Origin of the sequence: Actinomadura physcomitrii (genome assembly GCF_008923205.2) — a bacterium.
Taxonomy (GTDB): Bacteria; Actinomycetota; Actinomycetes; order Streptosporangiales; family Streptosporangiaceae; genus Spirillospora; species Spirillospora physcomitrii.
Genome location: NZ_WBMS02000004.1, coordinates 161,709 through 180,048, shown reverse-complemented (window position 1 = coordinate 180,048; position 18,340 = coordinate 161,709). Strand labels below are relative to the sequence as shown.

The window sequence follows — 18,340 nt, the reverse complement described above, 5'->3', positions numbered from 1 at the left end:
GGGGGGAGGCTCGCCCATGGCCCAGAGAGTGAACGAAGTGATGACGCCGGTGCCGGTGGCGGTGTCCCCGGACACCACGCTGGTCACGGTGAGCGACCTGATGCGCCGGCACGGCATCGGCGACGTCCTGGTGGTGCACGAGGGGCGCCTGCGTGGGCTGGTCACCGACCGCGACATCGTCGTCCGCGCCGTCGCCGTCCAGAAGGACGTCGGGAACACCACCGTCGGCGACATCTGCAGCACCAACATGGTGACGGTGGCGCCGGAGCAGGACGCCGACGAGGCCGTCCGGCTGATGCGCCGGCACGCCGTCCGGCGGCTCCCCGTCGTGGACGGCGACCGCCCGATCGGGATGGTGTCGATCGGCGACCTCGCGGTGCAGCGCGACGAGCGCTCGGCGCTGGCCGACATCAGCGCGGAACCCCCCAACACATGATCACGCTGAAGCTGCCGGACGCCGAGCTGGCCGGCGACCTCGCCATCCCGGACGACCCGGCGGGCATGGTGGTGTTCGCGCACGGTAGCGGCAGCTCCCGGCACAGCCCCCGCAACCGGGCCGTCGCGCAGGGCCTGAACGCCGCCGGCATCGGCACCCTCCTCCTGGACCTGCTCACCGAGCAGGAGGACCAGGTCGACCGGGTCACCGCCGCCCTCCGCTTCGACATCGAACTGCTGACCATGCGGCTGGTCGGCACCGTCGACGCGCTCGCCGAAGGACTGGAGGCCGCGCCGCACACCGCGGGCCTGCGGATCGGCCTGTTCGGCGCCAGCACCGGCGCCGCCGCCGCGCTCGCCGCCGCCGCGGCCCGTCCGGGGGTCGGCGCCGTCGTCTCGCGAGGCGGCCGCCCCGACCTCGCGGGTCCGTCGCTGCCCCGCGTCCGCGTGCCCGTCCTGCTGATCGTCGGCGGCGCCGACCCCGAGGTGCTCCGCCTCAACGAGCAGGCCGAACGGCATCTCGAGGCCGCCGAACTGCACGTCGTCTCCGGCGCCACCCACCTGTTCGAGGAACCGGGCGCCCTCGAGGAGGTCACCACGCAGGCCGCCGACTGGTTCAACCGGCACCTCGACCACGGAACCTGATTCGCAACCGGCGGCCGGGGCACGATGTCGGCATGCCCGACGTCATCGTGGTCGGAGCCGGACCGGCCGGCTCCGCCGCCGCCTGCCACCTCGCCCGCTCCGGCCTCGACGTCCACGTGCTGGAGAAGTCCGCGTTCCCCCGCGAGAAGGTCTGCGGCGACGGCCTGACGCCGCGGGCCGTCCGGGAACTCCTCGACCTCGGCGTCGACATCGACGCCCCCGGCTGGTTCCGCAACCGCGGCCTCCGCCTGATCGCCGGCGACCGCCGCCTCGAACTGCCCTGGCCCGACACCGGGTACCCGCCCTTCGGCCTCACCCGCACCCGCCACGACCTCGACGACATCCTCGCCCGCCACGCCGTCGCCGCCGGCGCCGTCCTCTCCCAGAACACCAAGGTCACCGCCCCCCTCCGGGACCGCACGGGCCGCGTCACCGGCGTCCGCACCGACGCCGGCGAGCACCGCGCCCCGATCGTCATCGCCGCCGACGGCGCGTCCTCCCGGCTCTCCGTCGCCCTCGGCCTGCATCCCCGCCGCGACCGCCCGATCGGCACCGCCGCCCGCCGCTACTACCGCAGCCCCCGCCACGACGACCCCTACCTCGAAGCCTGGCTCGACCTCGTCCCCGCCGGATACGGCTGGGTGTTCGGCATGGGCGACGGCACCTGCAACGTCGGCGTCGCCCTCCTGCGCACCGCGCACGCCGACACCCGCCGTCTCCTGGACGGCTGGCTGGCCCGCACACCACCGGACTGGGGCTTCACCGAGGACAACGCCGTGTCCCCCCTCCGCGGCGCCGCCCTCCCCATGGGCTACACGCGCCGCCCCCACTACCTCCCCGGCCTCCTGCTCACCGGCGACTCCGGAGGCATGATCAACCCGTCCACCGGTGAGGGCATCGGCTACGCCCTCGAAGCCGCCCGCATCGCCGCCGAGACCGTCCGAGCGGCCCTCGCCGCCCCCACCCCCGGCGCCCGCGAACGCGCCCTCTACACCTACCCGTCCGCGATCCGCCAGGCCAACGGCCGCCCCTTCACCCTCGGCCGCACCTTCGCCCGCGCCATCGAGAACCCCCTGGTCATGCGCGCCGCCACCCGCGCCGGCCTCGCCAACCCGCCCCTGATGCGCTTCGCCCTCACACTCCTCGGCAACCTCACCGACCCGTCCGCCGACCACCTCGCCGCCGCCCTCACCCGCCTCGCCCCCGCCTCCTGACCGTTTCGCGATCGCCCCACCGAACCAGGTACGCTTTCCCGGTCACGAGCACGCGGGCGCGTAGCTCAGGGGTAGAGCACTCGCCTTACAAGCGAGGAGTCGGCGGTTCGAAACCGTCCGCGCCCACCAGCGAAAAGGCCCCGTTCCACAGCGAGGGAACGGGGTTTCGTGCCACTGCCATGCCATTAGCCGCGAAGCAGAGCCCCCTGCCCTCACCGGGCGGCGCTCGGGCGTCGATGCTGTGCGCTGACGATCGCGTCCCTCAACTGCTGAGGGCTCAGTGCTTCGACAAGCCGAGGAGCACCCCGAACCCCCATCGCCCACCCTGATCCGGTGGCTTGCCCGTACCAGGCGCAGACGCCCGGAATTCGCGCTCGATCTGCTGCGCGACCGGTCGCCCGCTCAACCCGGCCGGCAGGACGACTCGAACAGTGCCCATCACGAGCCGCCTGAGGAATCCGTAAACGGCACCGCCAGGACCCGCGCGATTCGTTCCGCCGCCTTGTCCGTCTCTGCTGCCGGGCACAATGGCTCCAGCTCCGGCGGGGACTGACGGGTGGGGCCCGTCCACACCCACAACCACCACAACGCGCCATCGCGGCGGTGGCACAGCACCTCTTGCCGCAACCCCGGATGCATCAACGCTCCAAATGGGTCATCGGGGTCGGGCTCACCTGCCGGGTTGCTCGCCCGCACCACACCGTGGCCGCACAGCCGAGCATCCAGTCCGCGTCGCCCCAGCGCCTCCACCAGCGCCAGAGCCGCGATACGCCAGGAACCGTCCGGCTCGTGTCGCGTGTCGAGATCGTTCATGACCAAGTCCTCCTGAAGGCTGGCGGCGAGCGCCAATGACATCTAGACGTCTAGATGAGTGCGTTGACTCTGACACAACTCGTCTAGACGAGTCCAGTGCTACCGGGCTGGAAGCTCGTACGAGAGGACGTACGCGTCGCTCGACATGACCGTGTCGCAGACCTCGACCGGTCGTCCGTCCTGGTCATAGGCCGTGCGCACCAGATGGAACACCGGTACGCCGGGCGCGAGCTTCAGCGCCCGGGCCTCATTGCGCAACGGCATCCGGGCTCTGATCTCCTCGGTGAAGCGGTCGAGGCGATGACCGAGCTCCTCAAGGCGGGCGTAGATTCCGCCGGGGCCGCTGTCGGACTGCGCGATCTGCGAGTTGCGAGCGATCGAGGCTGGAATGTATGAGGTCGCCGTTTCCACGGGGTGCCCGTTGAGCAGATACCGACGCGCCCGGACGATGACCAGCTCACCACTCGCGAGATCCAGCTTCGACGCAACATCTGGCGTCGGCGTGCCTTCCGTGACGCTGATGGAGTCGACCGATGGTTTGACGCCGGCCTCTTCGGCTTCGGCGATGAAGGCCGCCTTGCCTTCTTCGCGATGATGCCGAGCAAATCGATCGGAGGCCAGCCTCCGTACTGGCGGCCGCGATCGAACGAAAACACCCTTGCCGTGCTCGGCGACGGTCAGCCCCTCGCTCTGCAGAATCTGGAGAGCATGCCGTACCGTCATCCGGGCCACGTCGTAGTGCCCGATCAGCTGGCTCTCCGAAGGGAGTTTCTCGCCGGGCGCGAGCTGCTTGCCGTCGATTGCCGCCCGCAGATGATCAGCGATCTGCTTGAAGACCGGCCGGTCGCTCGTCGGATCCAGGTCTGGCAGCCCCAGCTCGCCCACGCGCCGCCAACTCCTCAACTCGTACGTACGTGTACTAGCGTTGAGTCTAGTAGCCGGACCTGGCACGAGGAGCATGCGAAATGCCCGACAACCGTCACTCCGTTAGCGTGGCGGGGGTCGTCGTCGACGACCAGGGGCGAGCCCTCCTGATCCAGCGCCGTGACAACGGCCACTGGGAGGCGCCCGGCGGCGTCCTGGAGCAGGATGAGGACATCATCACGGGCCTTCGCCGCGAGGTCCGGGAAGAGACCGGCCTGGACGTGACGCCGGTCGCCCTTACCGGCGTCTACAAGAACATGGCCCGCGGCATCGTGGCCCTGGTCTTCCGCTGCAAGGCCGAGGCCGGCTCCCTCCGAGAATCCGACGAGACCTCCGCCTTCCGCTGGGTGACCGCCGACGAGGTGGTCGAGCTGGCAAACGAAGCCTTCGCCATCCGAGTCCAAGACGCCCTGGCCGCCCGTCCCACGGTCCCCATCCGCCAACACGACGGCATCCATATCTTCGGCTGAAGGATGCCGGTCGCAGCCCCTATTTTGCAGATGAGACTCGGACTAAGTGGTATGGGGGCAAGGGGGTGGCCGGACGAGGCCAGCCGGCTTTCTGGGGGCGGGCCATTGCGGCAGGTGGCGGGGTTACGGCGCCGATAAACACCCTCCGTAATCGATTTTGGATGCTATCCGTTATCTCTTGTGTACAGAGAGCTATTGAAGCTCTGTGTGTTTGCGGCGACACTCTGTGTGTTCGGATTCTTCGGCTCCCCGCCTTCTCGTGTTGCGGGTGCGGGAGATCAACATAGAAGGAGAGCACATGCCGTCCCTCAAGACCACCTCCGTGGCACTGGCCGTGGCCGCGGCGGCGACCTGCCTGGCGTCCGCCGGCGTCGCCAGCGCTCAGAGCACGGAGGGCCGCCGGTCCCCGGAGCGGGCCGCCCAGCTCCCGGCGGGCTACCAGATCGTCACCCTCCCGAACGCCAACGTCCCCAACTTCCAGCGACGGACCCTCTACTGCCCCGGATCCAAGCACGTTCTCGGGGGCGGCGCCGAGGCCCAGGGCAACGGCGCCATCCTCGTCGGGTCGTTCCCGACGCAGGACGGGCGCGGCTGGATCGCGCTCGGCCGCCAGATCGGCTACAACGACGTCGGCATCAGCGTGTACGCGATCTGCGCCGACTGACCGTCGCCGGTCCCGGTCGCCTGCGCGGCCGGGACCGGTCCTGTTTCAGCCGTCCTCGCCGTAGAGGGCGGCTATGTCCTTGCTGCCGGGCCAGCGGCTGTAGGTCGGGGACTGGGGCCAGCCCTCGGGCACGTCCTGCCACTCCTCCTGGCGCCCGTACGGCAGCAGGTCGATGAGGGGGAAGGTGTGGCTGAGCTGCTCGGTGCCGCGGCCGTCGGTGTGCCAGGTGCGGTAGACGGTGTCGCCGTCGCGCAGGAAGACGTTGACCGCGAAGCCGCCGCCGGGAGGGGCGCCCACGTCCGTGCCGAAGGGGCTGTTCGCCGTGGAGTACCAGGTCATCTTGTTGCCGACCCGCCGTTTGTAGGCGAGGGCCTCGTCGATCGGGCCCTGGGTGACGATGGCGAAGCGGGCGTCGTAGGCGCCCAGGAACTCCAGCCGCGTGAACTGCGATGTGAATCCCGTGCAGCCCGGGCACTGCCAGGTCTCGCCGGGGAACCACATGTGGTTGTAGACGATCAGTTGGGACAGGCCGGCGAAGACGTCGGCCAGCCGGACCGGGCCCTCCTCGCCCTCGAGGGTGTAGTCGGGCATCTCGACCATCGGCATCCGGCGGCGCTGCGCGGCGATCGCGTCGAGTTCCCGGGTCGCGGCCTTCTCCCGCGCCCGCAGCTCGTCGAGGTGGCGTCGCCAGGTCTCCGCGTCGACGACGGGCGGCAGTGCTTTGCTGGTCATGGTCTTCCTCCGAGTTGCGATCGACGTCGGTAGTACAGACCGTGCCCGGCCGCCGGAATCATCGGTCCCTGGGGAGGCGGCGTAACTTCGAGGGCCTTGACGTTGCGATCGCTTTGGGGAAGATGTCCTCCGCGCCCTTAGGCGGCGCGAGCCGTCTTGTCGTATGTCACCCGCCAGGGGCTCTCACCTCGAGATCCCGATGCTCTTGCCCTGCCAGAGACGCGGGGGCGTGGCGGCCGGGCGCCGGCCGCCTCCGTCGATGTTCGCGCCGCAGCAGTTGACGAGTCGTCCGGTGCGCCGGTCGAAGGCGAGCCGGATCTTCGGGTACCCCACGGTGGTCTTGCCCGGCAGGTCCTGCATCATGGTGAAGGAGTCCCAGGTCACGATGTGCCCGGCACTCGCGGCCGTGTCTCCGCGGACGGTCGTGGTCGCGGTGACCGTGGCACCCGTACGCCGGCGCGGCGACGCCGCATCGAAGTATGTCGCATTGTTCGCTTGGAGCGTGACGACCTTGTACACGTTCGATGGCGCCCGCATCAGACTCGGTCCCACATAGAGATGCAGAAGGAGCGCGGCGGCCACCAGAAAGGCCCCGAGTCCGGCCATCGCGTAGGCGGCCGTGTATCGCACATTCTCTCCTTATCGGTCGCCGAATCGTCAGAAGACGGTGCCGGCGTCGTGGGCGACGATGTCGTCGGTGGCGCGTTCGGCGATGGCGGCGATGGTCATGGAGGGGTTGCAGGCGGCGGTGGTGCCGGGGATCAGCGCGCCGTCGAGCACGTACAGGCCGCGGTGGCCCTGGACGCGGCCGGAGAGGTCGCAGACCGTCCCCATCGGGGCTCCGCCGAGCGGGTGCCAGGTGGAGGGGTAGGCGCCGGTGGTGTCGGTGAGCACCGACAGCGAGCCGGCGATCTTGGTGATCCGCTCGTTGATCCGCTTGTAGATGGTGTCGTCGGCGCCCTTGGGCCACTGCAGCACGGCGTCGTCCTTGCCGGAGTCGTAGACGAACCGGCCGCGGCCCTTGCTGACCCCGTACCCGACGATCATGGTGGACCGGATGTCGCCGCCGGTGGGCGGCAGCGAGGCCTGGATGACGGTGTTGGCCGTGTTCGGGTCGTCCCATTCCAGGCTGCCGTACACGACGGGGCCGCCCTGGGGGTCGCCGAAGTCGTCCTCCAGGTCGGTCCAGACGTAGATGCGGTCTCCGTTGGAGCCCCAGCCGGTGCCCAGCCCGTCGGGCATGTCCGGGATCTGGCCCTTGGCGGCGGCGCGCATGAGCAGCCTGGTGGTGCCGGCGGTTCCGGCGGCCATGACCAGCGCCTTCGCGGTGATGATCTTCTTCTCCAGGACGGTGCCGTCGGTGCCGATGCGGTCGACGTGGATCTCCCAGCGGCCGTCGGAGGTCATTGCCACGTCGGTGACGTTGTGCTGGGTCGCGACGGTGACCAGGCCGGTGGCCTGGGCGGCGGCGATGTAGGTGACGTCGACCGAGTGCTTGCCGCCGTTGTTGACGCCCAGGGCGCAGTCGCCGTTGGTGTAGGACGGCTTCATCTCCCCTTTGAGCTCGCGCAGCGCGTAGTCCCAGTCGATCGGCATCGGGATCTTCGACAGGGGGTGGCCGGCGCGCTGGACGTCCTTGGCGAAGACGCGGGCGGGCTGGTAGGTGGGGCTGTTGATCAGCTCGTCGGGGGCGGTCTCGATCTGCAGCATCTGGGCGACGCGCGGGTAGTAGACCTGGTCCATCCTGGTGTAGTCGAGCTGCTCGGGGAGGTTGGCGTTGAAGGCATCGCGGGTGGGCTGGAGCGTCATGCCCTGGTAGACCAGCGATCCGCCGCCGACGCCGGCCGCGACGATCATGTCCATGCCGTTGCCGGCGACCTGTTCCAGCAGCCCGGTGTAGTGCTCGAAGGGGTCGGCGGAGATCCCGAAGATCTGCGGTGTGGAGCCGAGCCAGAACATCCGCTTGTCGGGGGAGGCGGCGTGCGGGAAGGTCTCGGCGTTGGGTCCGGTGCGCCACCAGATGCCGCGTTCCAGGACCAGGCAGGGGACGCCCGCCTGCGCGAACCGCAGCGCGGTCACGCCGCCGCCGAACCCGGATCCGATGATGACGACGCGCTCCTGCGACCGCGTGACCGGGACCCGCGCCTTCGCGGCGGCCCGCGCCGGCGTCCGCGCTGCTCCGACGGCGGCCAGCCCCGCGGTGGCCGCGGCGCCCGCGAGCAGGGAACGGCGGCTGATCTCGGACATGACGACTCCAATCAGTAAGGATGCGGGCGGGCAGCAGTCGTACGAGTGGGGAAGACCGTGATCTGGCAGATCTCATGGGGCACGCCCGCGAGGGACATGCCGCGACTGCGCCTGATGGCGAAACCCAACGTGTTCAACGCGGGCTTACCGTAGGCCGGCGCAGATGCCGTGGCCCAGATGGCGCACGGGCATATTCGTCCGGGCGGAACTATAACGTTCAGCACTAGAACCGGCCGGCCTGTGCTGCCGCACAGTGGTCGGTCTGCCGAATTGTGCTGGATCACACTCACGTTCTAAAAACTCACCAGACACCGCCGGCGGCATGCCGGATGCGCCTGACGGCCGGGCTGGATTGTCGTCGATCGAACAAAACAAAGTCGAGTAATAGTCATGTTCGTGACTAAGTCCGGTCGGGCCGGCGCCTGCATAATCCATGGCCCGGCCGCCGCGTGCGACGCGACCGCCACCGCACGGTGCTTCCCAAGGACGGAGTGGTCTGCTCCAATGAACGGTGCTCTACGGGTCGGTGATCGCGAACGCACCGCGACCCGGCTGATACGCTCCGCGGCGCGTGCCTCCTACGATCCGGACCAGGAAATCGACTGGGAGGCCGCCTTCGAGGAGAAGGCGCCCTTCCTGCCGCCGGAACGCGTCTCCCTTTATGGCACGGCCCTGTGGGAGCGGATGACCGAGGACCAGCGGATCGAGTTGTCCAAGCACGAGTTCGCCAGCCAGACCGCGGTGGGCATCTGGCTCGAGCTGAGCCTGATGCACCTCTTTCTCAGGAAGATCTACCATCAGGATCCGCGCACGGCGCACGCCCGGTTCGCGCTCACCGAGGTCGGGGACGAGACGCGCCACTCGGTCATGTTCGCCCGGCTGCTGGGCAAGATGGGCACGCCGCAGTACGGCATCCCGCCGATCGTGCACCACGGTGGCCGGGTCTTCAAGGCGGTGGGCGGCGGCCCGTCGATGTGGGCGATCTTCCTGATAGGCGAAGAGGTCTTCGATCGGGTGCAACGGGCGAGCATGGACGACGAGCGCGTCCAGCCCCTGGTCCGGGCCGTGAACAGGATCCACGTCGTCGAAGAGTCGCGGCATGTCCGCTACGCCCGGGAGGAGCTCGTCCGCAGCATGCGCGGGCTCGGGCGTGCGGCCATGGCCCGGCACCGGCTGCTGGCCGCCGTCATCGGCACGGCGATCGTCGAATTCATGATCGATCCCAAGGTGTACCGCTGCGTCGGTCTCTCCCCGGACGCCGGACGCAAGGCGGCCGCGGCCAATCCGCATTTCCTGGAGACCCGGCACTGGCTCGGCGAGAAGATCATGCCGTTCCTCGCCGAGACCGGGATCGTCGCCGGTCCGGGCACCGCCCTGTGGCGTCACAGCGGGCTCATCCGATGACGTCGAGCACGGCTCGTCCGAGCGCCGGCGGTGGTGCCCGGCGGATGCCCGGGGCCGACCTCTCGGACCCGGCCCCGTGCGGCTCACCGCGTGGCGCCGGCGGCCTGCCCTGACAGTGCCGGTCGCGCCGCGTCCTCACCGGACCTGTCGATCATCTGGTCGACATGGAGGGCGAGCAGCATCTCGAATCTCCACTGCGGATCACGAAGGCGCTCCCCGAACATCTGCGTGAGCTTGCGCATGCGGTACCGGACCGTCTGCGGGTGCACGTGCAGCTGATCGGCCACCTCCGGATACGTTCCTCCCGAGGACAGCCAGACCAGCAACGTCTCCCGCAGCCGAGACCGCTCCACACTCCTCAGTTCCGTGAAGGTCCCGAGCTGATGCCTGGCCACCTGCCGCGCTATCTCCTCATCGCTGAGGATGAGCAGGCTCGCAAGGTGGTCGGTGCACTGGATGTGGTTCCCCTGCCGCAACAGGCCGCGCCGCATGAGGGACAGGGCATGGCGCGCCATGTGCAGGGAGCTCGCGGCGTCTGCGAGCGGGACGCTGGTCCCGATGGCGAAGCGAACCTCGCGCAGGCCTCGCTGCAGCATCTCCACACGGCCCGGTCCCTGCGGATCGGGCAGCAGCAGCAAGGGGTCCGGGCGGTGGAGGTCCATGAGGACGTCGGGCTCCAGGGCCGGCAGCATCTGGTGCTTGGCATGCCACGACTCGCCCAGCGCCACTGCCGCGACGGTCTGCGGCAGCCGCCATTCGGCCTGCCGGGCGAGTTCCTCGATGCCGCCGGCGTCCGGATCGGACAGCAGGACGTCCAGCAGCCGCTTCCTCGCGGCCTGCAGGGAGGCGGAGCTCTGCGCGGCCAGTTCGCGATAGGCGCCCACGGAGTAGGCGCAGACCTGCTCGATGGACGCGAAGAGCAGCTCGGCGAGCTGGCACAGCTGCTCGCCCGACGCGCCGGCCTGGCGGCCGACTCGCGTCAGGCGGACCCAGCCGTCCCGGGTGCCCACCCGGAACGCCCCTTCGAGCGCTTCGAGGCTGAGGCCCAGCCGGAACGCCTCACGTCCGAGGGACCGGCAGAGGTCGGCCCACTGCGCCTTGGGGGTGTGCGGGTCGGCGAGTTGCACCAGGACCTGCCGTGCCAGGTCGCTGGCCCGGATGTGGGCGTCCTCCCCCTGTCCTCTCAGGGCGTGCGCGATCTGCGGCAGGCTCTGCTGGGCCTTCTCGACGCTCTCCGCGGCGAACAGGGGGAGTTCTTCGCGGAGACGTTCCAGGATCCGAGCGGGTATCGGTGGGTCGATGGTCTGGGGGAGGGAGACTTTCTCGGCTTCCGCGGGGGTGGGAGTCATGGAAGATCCGATCTCGTAGCCTCGGTGCTGCGTCAAGGCTTGTGGAGCGTGCGGCTGAACCGCCACCGCCGGGTTCTCCCCGGCGGCGGCTCCCCGATGGCGCGATCCGGAATCCAGGGGCCGCCTCAGCGAGCCACAAGCCGCGCATGGTCTTCTGGCCCTCCATTCCTGTACCGGCGCACCCGAATCAGGATACCTCTAGCGAACGCTCACTTACTTCGTTCCATCCAACAACGCGCTCACCTGGGCCGCCCCGCACGACCGGGGGCGGCGGTGGCGGGAGGTGGCGGCCATGGGGTGGACAAGGGTTCCCGCGGCTGCGATAAACGGCTTGTACGTGACACGGCGAGCCCAGGGGGCAGGGTCATGCGCACGCTGTACGAGCACGCGGGCGGCCACGAAGGCCTGCGCCGGTTCATTGACATCTTCTATGCGTCGCTGCTGGCGGACCCGCTCCTGCAGCCGCTGTTCGGCGAGGGACGGCCCACGCACGTCGACCACCTGACGGCCTTCACCGCCGAGACGTTCGGCGGACCCGACACGTTCTCGCGGGAGATGGGCGGCTTCGCGCACCTCATCGACGTGCACCGGCACCTGAAGATCACCGAAGAGCAGCGGTGCAGGTTCGTCGAGCTGTACATGGCGGCGGCCGACGCCGCGGGCCTGCCCGACGACGCGCCGTTCCGGCAGGCGCTGCTCGAGCACGTCGAGTTCGGTTCCCAGGTCGCCAAGCAGAACTCGCACGCCGCGACCGACGACGAACTCCACCCGCTGCGCGAGGTGCCGCACTGGGACTGGCCCGCCGGGACCTCGTGACGCCCGTACCCCATGGCCGCCCGCGTGGCCGGTGATCGCGACGCTTAGGGTGGGGTGGTCACGGGCGTCCGGGTCGAACGGGGCTTACATGCGTTACGTCATCATCGGCGCGGGGGCGATCGGCGGCGCGATCGGCGGCCGGCTGCAGCAGGCGGGCCAGGACGTGGTGCTGGTCGCGCGCGGCGCGCAGTACGCGGCGCTGCGCGAGCGGGGGCTGCGGCTCACCGGCCCGGACGGCGTCATCGACCTGCCCGTCCCGGTCGTCGACGGGCCCGACGCGCTCGAACCGACCCCGGACGACGTGCTCGTCCTCGCCGTGAAGACGCAGGACGCCATCGCCGCCCTGGACGCGTGGGCGCCGCGCCCGGTCGCCGGCGGCGGGACGGCGGGGGACCGCCTGCCGCTGGTGTGCGCCCAGAACGGCGTCGAGGCGGAACGGCTGGCGTTGCGCCGCTTCCGCGACGTCTACGGGATGTGCGTGTTCCTTCCGGCGAGCTACCTGGAACCGGGCGCCGTCACCGTCCGCTGCGCGCCGTACACCGGTGCGCTCAACCTCGGGCGCTACCCCTCCGGCGCCGACGAGACCGCCCGCCGGATCGCCGAAGGCCTGGAGAAGGCGAACTTCCTCGTGCCGGTCACGCCCGAGGTGATGCGCTGGAAGTACGCGAAGCTGCTCGGCAACCTCGCGAACGCGGTCGAGGCGGTGTGCGGCACGCTGGCCGGCGACGACGCCAAGGCGCTGGTCGCGCGGGCACGCGAGGAGGGGGCCGAGGTCCTGGACGCGGCGGGCATCGACCGGGCGACCGGCGAGGAGCAGCGCGCCCTGCGGTCCGGGCGCGTCGAGGTGCGCCCCGTCGAGGGCGGCGGCCCCGCCGGCGGTTCGACCTGGCAGAGCCTGCGGCGCGGCAGCACGTCGGTCGAGGCGGACTACCTCAACGGCGAGATCGTGCTCCTCGGACGGCTCCACGGCGTCGCGACCCCGGTGAACGAGACGCTCCTGCGAGCCGCGAACGAGTTCGCCCGCACCGGCCGCGAGCCCGGCTCCATGACCGCCGGCGACCTCGCCGCCCGGATCCCGGGCGGGCGTTAGCGGGCGCCGGACCGGACGGCCCGGCGGGGTGTGAGGAGGGTCTCGCGGGCCAGGCGGGCGTGTTACATGGCGTTCACATATGGGCAACAGGTGCGAAATGGCTGGTTGGGAGCGTGGTCGTCGCCGCGGAACCCACATGGCCCGGCAGTGAGCGAAGGGATCGACGTTGAGCTACAAGGCCGAGTACATCTGGATCGACGGCACCGAGCCCACCGCGCGGCTGCGGTCCAAGACCAGGATCCTCCCCGACGGCGCCGACCTGCCGGACTGGGGCTTCGACGGCTCCAGCACGAACCAGGCCCCCGGGGACCACTCGGACTGCGTGCTCAAGCCGGTGTTCTCCTGCCCCGACCCGCTGCGCGGCGGCGACCACAAGCTCGTCCTGTGCGAGGTGTTCCTCGTCGACGGGACGCCGCACAAGACCAACACCCGCGCCGAGCTGCGTCCGATCGCGGAGCAGTACGCCGACCAGGACGCCTGGTACGGCATCGAGCAGGAGTACACGTTCTTCAAGGACGGCCGGCCGCTCGGCTTCCCCGAGCGCGGCTTCCCGGCGCCCCAGGGCTTCTACTACTGCGGTGTCGGTGCGGACGAGGTGTTCGGCCGCGAGATCGTCGAGCGGCACCTGGACGCCTGCCTCGACGCCGGCCTGAAGATCTCCGGCATCAACGCCGAGGTCATGCCCGGGCAGTGGGAGTTCCAGATCGGCCCGGCGGGGCCGCTGGAGGTCGGCGACCACATGTGGGTCGCGCGGTGGCTGCTCTACCGCATCGCCGAGGAGTTCGACGTGTCCGCGACGCTCGACCCGAAGCCGGTCGAGGGCGACTGGAACGGCGCCGGCGCGCACACCAACTTCTCGACCAAGGCGATGCGCGAGAGCTACGACGCCATCATCACCGCCTGCGAGGCGCTCGCCGAGCGCGCGCAGGAGCACGTCCAGGGCTACGGCGCCGACATCGAGCGCCGCCTGACCGGAATGCACGAGACGGCCCCGTGGAGCGAGTTCAGCTACGGCGTGTCGAACCGCGGCGCGTCGGTGCGGATCCCGTGGCAGGTCGAGGTGGAGAAGAAGGGCTACATCGAGGACCGCCGCCCGAACGCCAACGTCGACCCGTACGTGGTGGCCCGGCTGATCACCGGCACCTGCTGCGCGGCGCTGGAGAAGGCCGGCCAGGTCTGACCTCGCGCACGACGGAAAGGGCCCCGGGAGGCGTGTTCCCCGGGGCCCTTCGCGTTCCGCGAAGAACGCCGCTATGACCGGTGACGGACCCAAACATCTGCAAATTGTTGTGCTTGGGAGAGTTCCCCCTATCGCGGCCGGGTAGCACCTACATCGTTCGCACCGGGGGGAGGGAACATGCCCGATACGCCATTCGGGCGGTACCCCGGCGGCCTGCCGGGCAGGCACGCCGGCCGTCCTGCGCCACGGCCGTACGAGCGGTCGTTCCGGTGTCCCTCCACGGCGCGGCGGCGCCGGGCGGAGGCTCCGGCGAGGCGGTACCACGAGTTCGTCGCCCTGCACGAGGAGATCTCGGGGGGCCCGGCGCTCCCGCTCCGCCCGCTGTGGTGGGCGGGGACGTCGGCGGCGCTGGCCGCCGGCGGCATGGCGTTCGCGGCCGTGCTGGGGCTGCGCGGCCTGTTCGGGCTGGACGTTCCGGTGTTCGCGGGCGGGCACACCGCGGCGGGACCGGCGGCGACGAGCTACGCGCTGGTCGCGGCGGCCGGGACGATCCAGGCGACCGCGCTGATGCACCTGCTGCTGGCGACGGCGGCACGGCCCGTCCGCGCGTTCGCGTGGATCGGCGGGTTCGCGGTGGTGCTGCTGACGATCCTGCCGCTGCTGCTGAACGGGCCGCCCGACGCGGCGGTGGCGACCGCGTGCGTCAACCTCGTCGGCGGGACGTCGGTGGTGGTGCTGCTCGCGGGGGTGGCGGCCGCGGGCTCGCGGTCGTTCTGGCCCGACCGCCCGTTCTGGCCGGACCGCCCGTTCAGGCGCGGCCGACCGTGATGGCGAGCGGGTCCGGCGCGGACGACGACGACACGCGCACGTGCCGGAGCCGCCTCCACACCTGGACGTCCACCGCGGCCTCGGGGGCGAGGACGCCGAGCTCGCGGTGCATGCCGGAGAAGGCGAGGCAGAGCGAGACGTCCCAGGTGCCGCGCGGCAGCGGGTCGTCGACGAACGCCCGGCTGACGGGCAGCGCGGCGCGGTAGCCGAGCCGGTCGCCGGTCTCGTCGAGCGCGGCGATGACCTCGAACGCGCGGCGGGTGCTCCGCTCGGTGAGGGTCAGCGTGCCGGAGACGGGCATGCTGAGCCAGCTCCGGTCGATGTGCCCGGTGATGACGATCTCGGCGCGGCGCCCGTCCCAGGCGACCCCGTCGGCGCGCGTCGTGCCGGCGACGTGCGAGTGGCCGCCGACGTCGATGGACAGCGCCCCGCGGTCGCCGAAGTAGGCGGCGACGGTGACCGCGCCCGGCAGGAACCGCCGCCGCGGGGAGGTGTCGAGGCCGGGCGCGCGTTCGGGCCCGAGGTCGACGACGCGGCCGGCGGGCGGCGGGCCGATCGCGAGGCCGACGTCCCAGAGCCCGCCGGGCAGCGGCCCGCCGCTCCCGACGGACGCGACGTCCACCAGCGCCTCGAAGGTGATGAGGCCGCTCTCGTCGGCGGCGGACGCGGGGAGCCGCAGCAGCCCGTCGCCGTCGCGCTCGCGCAGCAGCAGTTCCAGTTCCGGGACGGCGGGCAGGTCGTCGTCGCGCCTGATCGCGCCGGCGACGCGGAGCGCGGACCCCGCCCAGCCGACCTCGGTCAGGTATGGCTCCGGCATCGCCGCCCCCGCCTCGTCCTCCGCACGGTTCACCGGACCCGTTCCCCCGCCGCCGCCGTCCAACCTGGCCGCGCGGCCGAGCGCGCACGGGTCACGGGACGACGGTCACCGGCCAGCGGCCGGTGCGGACGAGCTTGACCGCGACGGACCCGATCAGCCGGTGCCCGGCCTGCGCGGACGCGCCGACGATCACCGCGTCGGCGCGGTTCTCGTCGGCGATGCGCGAGATGACGGTGAACGGGTCGCCCTGCTCGGTGACGAACTCGTAGCGGACGTCGGCGCGCTCGGCGGCGCGTTCCAGTTCGCGGCGCAGGTCGTCGGCGACGGCTTCGCCGGCCTCGCGCATCACCGCGGCGCCGCCGGCGGTGAGGGTGGACAGCGCGGGGATCCGCTCGACGTGCACGAGGATCAGCCGTGCCGCGCCGCGGCGGGCCAGGCCCCACGCGTACGCGCCGGCGTGCAGCGAGGTCTCCGACCCGTCGACCCCGGCCACGATCACCTTCGGCCCGTCCATGCCGTACTCGAACGGCCCCTCACCGGTCATGCGATCATCACGCCGACCAGGGTAGTGCGGAATGTCAGAGTCGGGTGAACCGGGCCACCAGGTCGTCGAGGCCGAGCGCGCCGGCCGCGAGCGCGCCGTACATCTGGTCGATCTCGCCGTAGCCGAGGTCGCGGGCGACGGCCAGCGAGTCGCCGCGCGCCTCCGCGGCGAGCAGGTCGAGCCGCCGCTGCGCGAGGGCCCGCACGAGGGTGCGGCGGCCGGCGTCCGCGGCCTCCTCCGCGCGGCGCAGCGCGAGGCTCCGCCGGATGTGCATGCGCGCCGGGACCGTCACGGCGAAGTCGAGCCAGTCCTCGGACGGGGAGCCGGCCGGGTCGGTGAGCACCTCCACCACGTTGCCGGTACGGACCTGCACGGACATCGGCGCGAGCCGGCCGTTGACGACGGCGCCGATGCAGCGGTCGCCGGTGCCGGGGTCCAGCGCGTAGGCGAAGTCGAGCGCGGTCGCGCCCTCGGGCAGCGGCACGGCGCGGCCGTCCGGGGTGAACGCGGCGAGGTGCCCGGCGGCGAGGTCGGCGCGCAGGCCGTCGAGGAAGTCGGCGGACGGCGCGTTGGACTGCCAGGCCAGCAGCCGGCTCAGCCACGCCAGGTCGCGGCGGCCCGCCACGGCGTCGGCGGTGGCGGCGTCGTCGTCGCGGGCCCGCCGGATGTGCGCGACGATGCCGTACTCGGCGACCGGGTGCATCGCCTCGCTGCGCACGATCACGTCGAACGGGTCGCCGTCCGGGCTGATGACGCGGGTGTGCAGCGACCGGTACATGTTGTCCTTCGGCATCGCGATGTGGTCGCGGACCTGCCCGGCGACGGGGTGCAGCGCGGCGTGCACCGCGCCGAGGGCGATGTAGCAGTCGCGTTCCTCGCCGTCGACCAGCAGCAGGAGCCGCGCCGCCTCGCAGGGCCGCAGCCCGGCGAGGTCGCCGCCGTACGACACGTGCACCGCGTACAGGTGCGACGGACGGATCTGCACGCGCGCGCGCACGCCGTGCTCGGCGAGCGCGTCGCGGATCCGCGCGATGGCAGGGGCGAACACCGCGTCGGCGCCCCGCAGCGCGGCCCGGACGGCGCGGTCGGTCGCGGCGTGCGCCTCGGGGGCGCGCGCGGCGAACGCCAGGTCGTCCATCTCCCGCTTCAGCACATGGATGCCGAGCCGCTCGGCGAACGGGACGAGCAGCTCCTGGGACGCCTTGGCGTAGGGGGCGCGCTTGTGCGCCGGCCGGTAGCGCAGCGTCCGCAGGTTGTGCAGCCGGTCCGACAGCTTGATGACCAGGACGCGCAGGTCGGCCGCCGCCGCGAGCACGATCTTGCGGAACGTCTCGGCCTCGGCGCGCTCGCCCCAGCGGCTGCCGTCCAGCTTCGTCACGCCGTCGACGAGGACGGCGATCTCCTCGCCGAAGTCGGCGCGCAGCTCGCCGAGCGTGTAGGGGGTGTCCTCGACGGTGTCGTGCAGCAGCGCGGCGACGAGGGTGGTGGTGTCCATCCCCATCCCGGCGAGGATCATCGCGACGGCCAGCGGATGGGTGATGTAGGGCGCGCCCGACTTGCGGAGCTGCCCGCGGTGCAGCCGTTCGGCGACCTCGTAGCCGCGCAGCAGCTCCGCCTCGTCGCCGCCGGGGCAGGCGGACCGGTGGACGGCGAGGAGCGGGGCGATGGCGGGGCCGACCGGGCCGTCCGCGGCGGCGGACCGGAGGCGGCGCACCGGCAGCCGGGCCGGACCGCGCGGCAGCCGTGCCGGGCCGCGCGGCACCCGCGACGCGGCGCCGGGCGCCCGCCGCGCCGGAGGGAACCCGAACCGCTCGCGCGCCGGGACGGGCGCGCCGGGAAGCGCGGCCCCGCCCTCCGGTGCGCCGGCGGTGGAGGCCGTGCCTGTGGAGTTCGCCGGATCGAGGGTCGTCATCACGCGCCCACCTGCCGCCCGCCCCGGTAGCGCCCCTGCTACTGGGTGTAACCGACATTATGTGCGACGTCGCGGCGGTGGCGCGAGAGCGGGGCGGTCGCGTCGCGCCGGCGCCGCCGGACGGCCGCTGGAGCGTGCCACCGCCGGGCCGGCCCGCACGCCCATTACGGACCCGCCGGGCCGCGCTGTCAAGACGATTTAACACGCGCTTCACGCGGTCGAGATTTCCCGGCCGTGCTGACCAGTGTATTAATGC

At 71.6% G+C, this 18,340-nt stretch carries 19 protein-coding genes and 1 tRNA gene; 11 read left to right on the top strand and 9 right to left on the bottom strand.

Features of this window, described 5'->3' with window-relative positions:
* The first annotated feature begins 16 nt into the window (after positions 1–16).
* From F8568_RS06770 to F8568_RS06755, 4 genes are all read left to right on the top strand, one after another.
* Entirely contained in the window at positions 17–436 is a 420-nt protein-coding gene (locus F8568_RS06770; RefSeq protein ID WP_151592523.1) for a CBS domain-containing protein, read from the top strand.
* Entirely contained in the window at positions 433–1,080 is a 648-nt protein-coding gene (locus F8568_RS06765) for a dienelactone hydrolase family protein (RefSeq protein ID WP_151592521.1), read from the top strand. The genes F8568_RS06770 and F8568_RS06765 overlap by 4 nt, the downstream gene beginning before the upstream one ends.
* Before the next feature lie 32 nt (positions 1,081–1,112).
* The gene (locus F8568_RS06760; RefSeq protein ID WP_151592519.1) at positions 1,113–2,294 is read left to right on the top strand and encodes a geranylgeranyl reductase family protein; all 1,182 of its coding nucleotides are present in this window, start codon (positions 1,113–1,115) and stop codon (positions 2,292–2,294) included.
* 54 nt (positions 2,295–2,348) lie between these two features.
* Positions 2,349–2,423 (top strand) — tRNA-Val (locus F8568_RS06755).
* A 309-nt stretch (positions 2,424–2,732) separates the two neighbouring features.
* Here F8568_RS06755 and F8568_RS06750 read toward each other — a convergent pair.
* Complete coding sequence (locus F8568_RS06750; RefSeq protein WP_151592517.1) at positions 2,733–3,107, bottom strand: hypothetical protein; 375 nt, start codon at positions 3,105–3,107, stop codon at positions 2,733–2,735.
* A gap of 99 nt (positions 3,108–3,206) precedes the next feature.
* Positions 3,207–3,992: a GntR family transcriptional regulator gene (locus F8568_RS06745; protein ID WP_328600755.1), complete on the bottom strand. Its 786-nt coding sequence runs from the start codon at positions 3,990–3,992 to the stop codon at positions 3,207–3,209.
* A gap of 80 nt (positions 3,993–4,072) precedes the next feature.
* Here F8568_RS06745 and F8568_RS06740 point away from each other — a divergent pair, with 80 nt between their 5' ends.
* Both F8568_RS06740 and F8568_RS06735 read left to right on the top strand, forming a co-directional pair.
* Complete coding sequence (locus F8568_RS06740) at positions 4,073–4,501, top strand: NUDIX hydrolase (RefSeq protein ID WP_151592512.1); 429 nt, start codon at positions 4,073–4,075, stop codon at positions 4,499–4,501.
* Positions 4,502–4,799: 298 nt separating this feature from the next.
* Positions 4,800–5,165, top strand: coding sequence for a hypothetical protein (locus tag F8568_RS06735; RefSeq protein ID WP_151592511.1), 366 nt, complete (start codon positions 4,800–4,802; stop codon positions 5,163–5,165).
* A gap of 45 nt (positions 5,166–5,210) precedes the next feature.
* On the opposite strand, the gene F8568_RS06730 is transcribed toward F8568_RS06735, so the two are convergent.
* The 3 genes from F8568_RS06730 to F8568_RS06720 all read right to left on the bottom strand — a co-directional run bounded on the left by F8568_RS06730 (position 5,211) and on the right by F8568_RS06720 (position 8,144).
* The gene (locus tag F8568_RS06730) at positions 5,211–5,897 is read right to left on the bottom strand and encodes a DUF899 domain-containing protein (RefSeq protein WP_151592510.1); all 687 of its coding nucleotides are present in this window, start codon (positions 5,895–5,897) and stop codon (positions 5,211–5,213) included.
* Between the two features lie 183 nt (positions 5,898–6,080).
* Complete coding sequence (locus tag F8568_RS06725) at positions 6,081–6,527, bottom strand: porin PorA family protein (protein WP_151592509.1); 447 nt, start codon at positions 6,525–6,527, stop codon at positions 6,081–6,083.
* 27 nt (positions 6,528–6,554) lie between these two features.
* Positions 6,555–8,144 (bottom strand): GMC oxidoreductase, encoded by a 1,590-nt coding sequence (locus F8568_RS06720; RefSeq protein WP_151592508.1) that lies wholly within the window; start codon positions 8,142–8,144, stop codon positions 6,555–6,557.
* Positions 8,145–8,534: 390 nt separating this feature from the next.
* Here F8568_RS06720 and F8568_RS06715 point away from each other — a divergent pair, with 390 nt between their 5' ends.
* Positions 8,535–9,548 carry an AurF N-oxygenase family protein gene (locus F8568_RS06715; RefSeq protein ID WP_236008474.1) on the top strand — a complete coding sequence of 338 codons (1,014 nt, stop codon included), beginning with the start codon at positions 8,535–8,537 and terminating at the stop codon, positions 9,546–9,548.
* 83 nt (positions 9,549–9,631) lie between these two features.
* On the opposite strand, the gene F8568_RS06710 is transcribed toward F8568_RS06715, so the two are convergent.
* Complete coding sequence (locus F8568_RS06710) at positions 9,632–10,897, bottom strand: PucR family transcriptional regulator (protein WP_151592506.1); 1,266 nt, start codon at positions 10,895–10,897, stop codon at positions 9,632–9,634.
* A gap of 366 nt (positions 10,898–11,263) precedes the next feature.
* Here F8568_RS06710 and F8568_RS06705 point away from each other — a divergent pair, with 366 nt between their 5' ends.
* The 4 genes from F8568_RS06705 to F8568_RS06690 all read left to right on the top strand — a co-directional run bounded on the left by F8568_RS06705 (position 11,264) and on the right by F8568_RS06690 (position 14,811).
* On the top strand, positions 11,264–11,713 hold the full coding sequence (locus F8568_RS06705; RefSeq protein ID WP_151592504.1) for a group II truncated hemoglobin: 450 nt from the start codon (positions 11,264–11,266) through the stop codon (positions 11,711–11,713).
* Positions 11,714–11,801: 88 nt separating this feature from the next.
* A complete protein-coding gene (locus tag F8568_RS06700; RefSeq protein WP_151592502.1) occupies positions 11,802–12,803 on the top strand; it encodes a ketopantoate reductase family protein in 1,002 nt (333 codons plus the stop codon).
* Between the two features lie 166 nt (positions 12,804–12,969).
* On the top strand, positions 12,970–13,983 hold the full coding sequence (glnII, locus tag F8568_RS06695) for a glutamine synthetase (RefSeq protein WP_151592500.1): 1,014 nt from the start codon (positions 12,970–12,972) through the stop codon (positions 13,981–13,983).
* Between the two features lie 177 nt (positions 13,984–14,160).
* Positions 14,161–14,811, top strand: a complete 651-nt coding sequence (locus tag F8568_RS06690; protein WP_151592498.1) for a hypothetical protein — start codon at positions 14,161–14,163, stop codon at positions 14,809–14,811.
* Here F8568_RS06690 and F8568_RS06685 read toward each other — a convergent pair.
* Genes F8568_RS06685 through F8568_RS06675 form a run of 3 tightly spaced genes read right to left on the bottom strand, consistent with a single transcriptional unit; the run spans position 14,792 to position 18,084 of the window.
* Complete coding sequence (locus F8568_RS06685) at positions 14,792–15,661, bottom strand: hypothetical protein (RefSeq protein WP_328600754.1); 870 nt, start codon at positions 15,659–15,661, stop codon at positions 14,792–14,794. The two genes, F8568_RS06690 and F8568_RS06685, sit on opposite strands and share 20 nt — an antisense overlap.
* Before the next feature lie 58 nt (positions 15,662–15,719).
* Entirely contained in the window at positions 15,720–16,172 is a 453-nt protein-coding gene (locus F8568_RS06680; RefSeq protein WP_151592496.1) for a universal stress protein, read from the bottom strand.
* Between the two features lie 34 nt (positions 16,173–16,206).
* Positions 16,207–18,084 (bottom strand): RelA/SpoT family protein, encoded by a 1,878-nt coding sequence (locus F8568_RS06675; RefSeq protein ID WP_202124572.1) that lies wholly within the window; start codon positions 18,082–18,084, stop codon positions 16,207–16,209.
* Positions 18,085–18,340: the final 256 nt, after the last annotated feature.

Excerpts from the sequence above, each read along its gene's own strand:
- F8568_RS06770 (WP_151592523.1), top strand. The coding sequence starts at position 17 with ATGGCCCAGAGAGTGAACGAAGTGATGACGCCGGTGCCGGTGGCGGTG.
- F8568_RS06765 (WP_151592521.1), top strand. The coding sequence starts at position 433 with ATGATCACGCTGAAGCTGCCGGACGCCGAGCTGGCCGGCGACCTCGCC.
- F8568_RS06760 (WP_151592519.1), top strand. The coding sequence starts at position 1,113 with ATGCCCGACGTCATCGTGGTCGGAGCCGGACCGGCCGGCTCCGCCGCC.
- F8568_RS06750 (WP_151592517.1), bottom strand. The coding sequence starts at position 3,107 with ATGAACGATCTCGACACGCGACACGAGCCGGACGGTTCCTGGCGTATC.
- F8568_RS06740 (WP_151592512.1), top strand. The coding sequence starts at position 4,073 with ATGCCCGACAACCGTCACTCCGTTAGCGTGGCGGGGGTCGTCGTCGAC.
- F8568_RS06735 (WP_151592511.1), top strand. The coding sequence starts at position 4,800 with ATGCCGTCCCTCAAGACCACCTCCGTGGCACTGGCCGTGGCCGCGGCG.
- F8568_RS06730 (WP_151592510.1), bottom strand. The coding sequence starts at position 5,897 with ATGACCAGCAAAGCACTGCCGCCCGTCGTCGACGCGGAGACCTGGCGA.
- F8568_RS06720 (WP_151592508.1), bottom strand. The coding sequence starts at position 8,144 with ATGTCCGAGATCAGCCGCCGTTCCCTGCTCGCGGGCGCCGCGGCCACC.
- F8568_RS06715 (WP_236008474.1), top strand. The coding sequence starts at position 8,535 with ATGTTCGTGACTAAGTCCGGTCGGGCCGGCGCCTGCATAATCCATGGC.
- F8568_RS06710 (WP_151592506.1), bottom strand. The coding sequence starts at position 10,897 with ATGACTCCCACCCCCGCGGAAGCCGAGAAAGTCTCCCTCCCCCAGACC.
- F8568_RS06705 (WP_151592504.1), top strand. The coding sequence starts at position 11,264 with ATGCGCACGCTGTACGAGCACGCGGGCGGCCACGAAGGCCTGCGCCGG.
- F8568_RS06700 (WP_151592502.1), top strand. The coding sequence starts at position 11,802 with ATGCGTTACGTCATCATCGGCGCGGGGGCGATCGGCGGCGCGATCGGC.
- F8568_RS06690 (WP_151592498.1), top strand. The coding sequence starts at position 14,161 with ATGCCCGATACGCCATTCGGGCGGTACCCCGGCGGCCTGCCGGGCAGG.
- F8568_RS06680 (WP_151592496.1), bottom strand. The coding sequence starts at position 16,172 with ATGACCGGTGAGGGGCCGTTCGAGTACGGCATGGACGGGCCGAAGGTG.
- F8568_RS06675 (WP_202124572.1), bottom strand. The coding sequence starts at position 18,084 with ATGACGACCCTCGATCCGGCGAACTCCACAGGCACGGCCTCCACCGCC.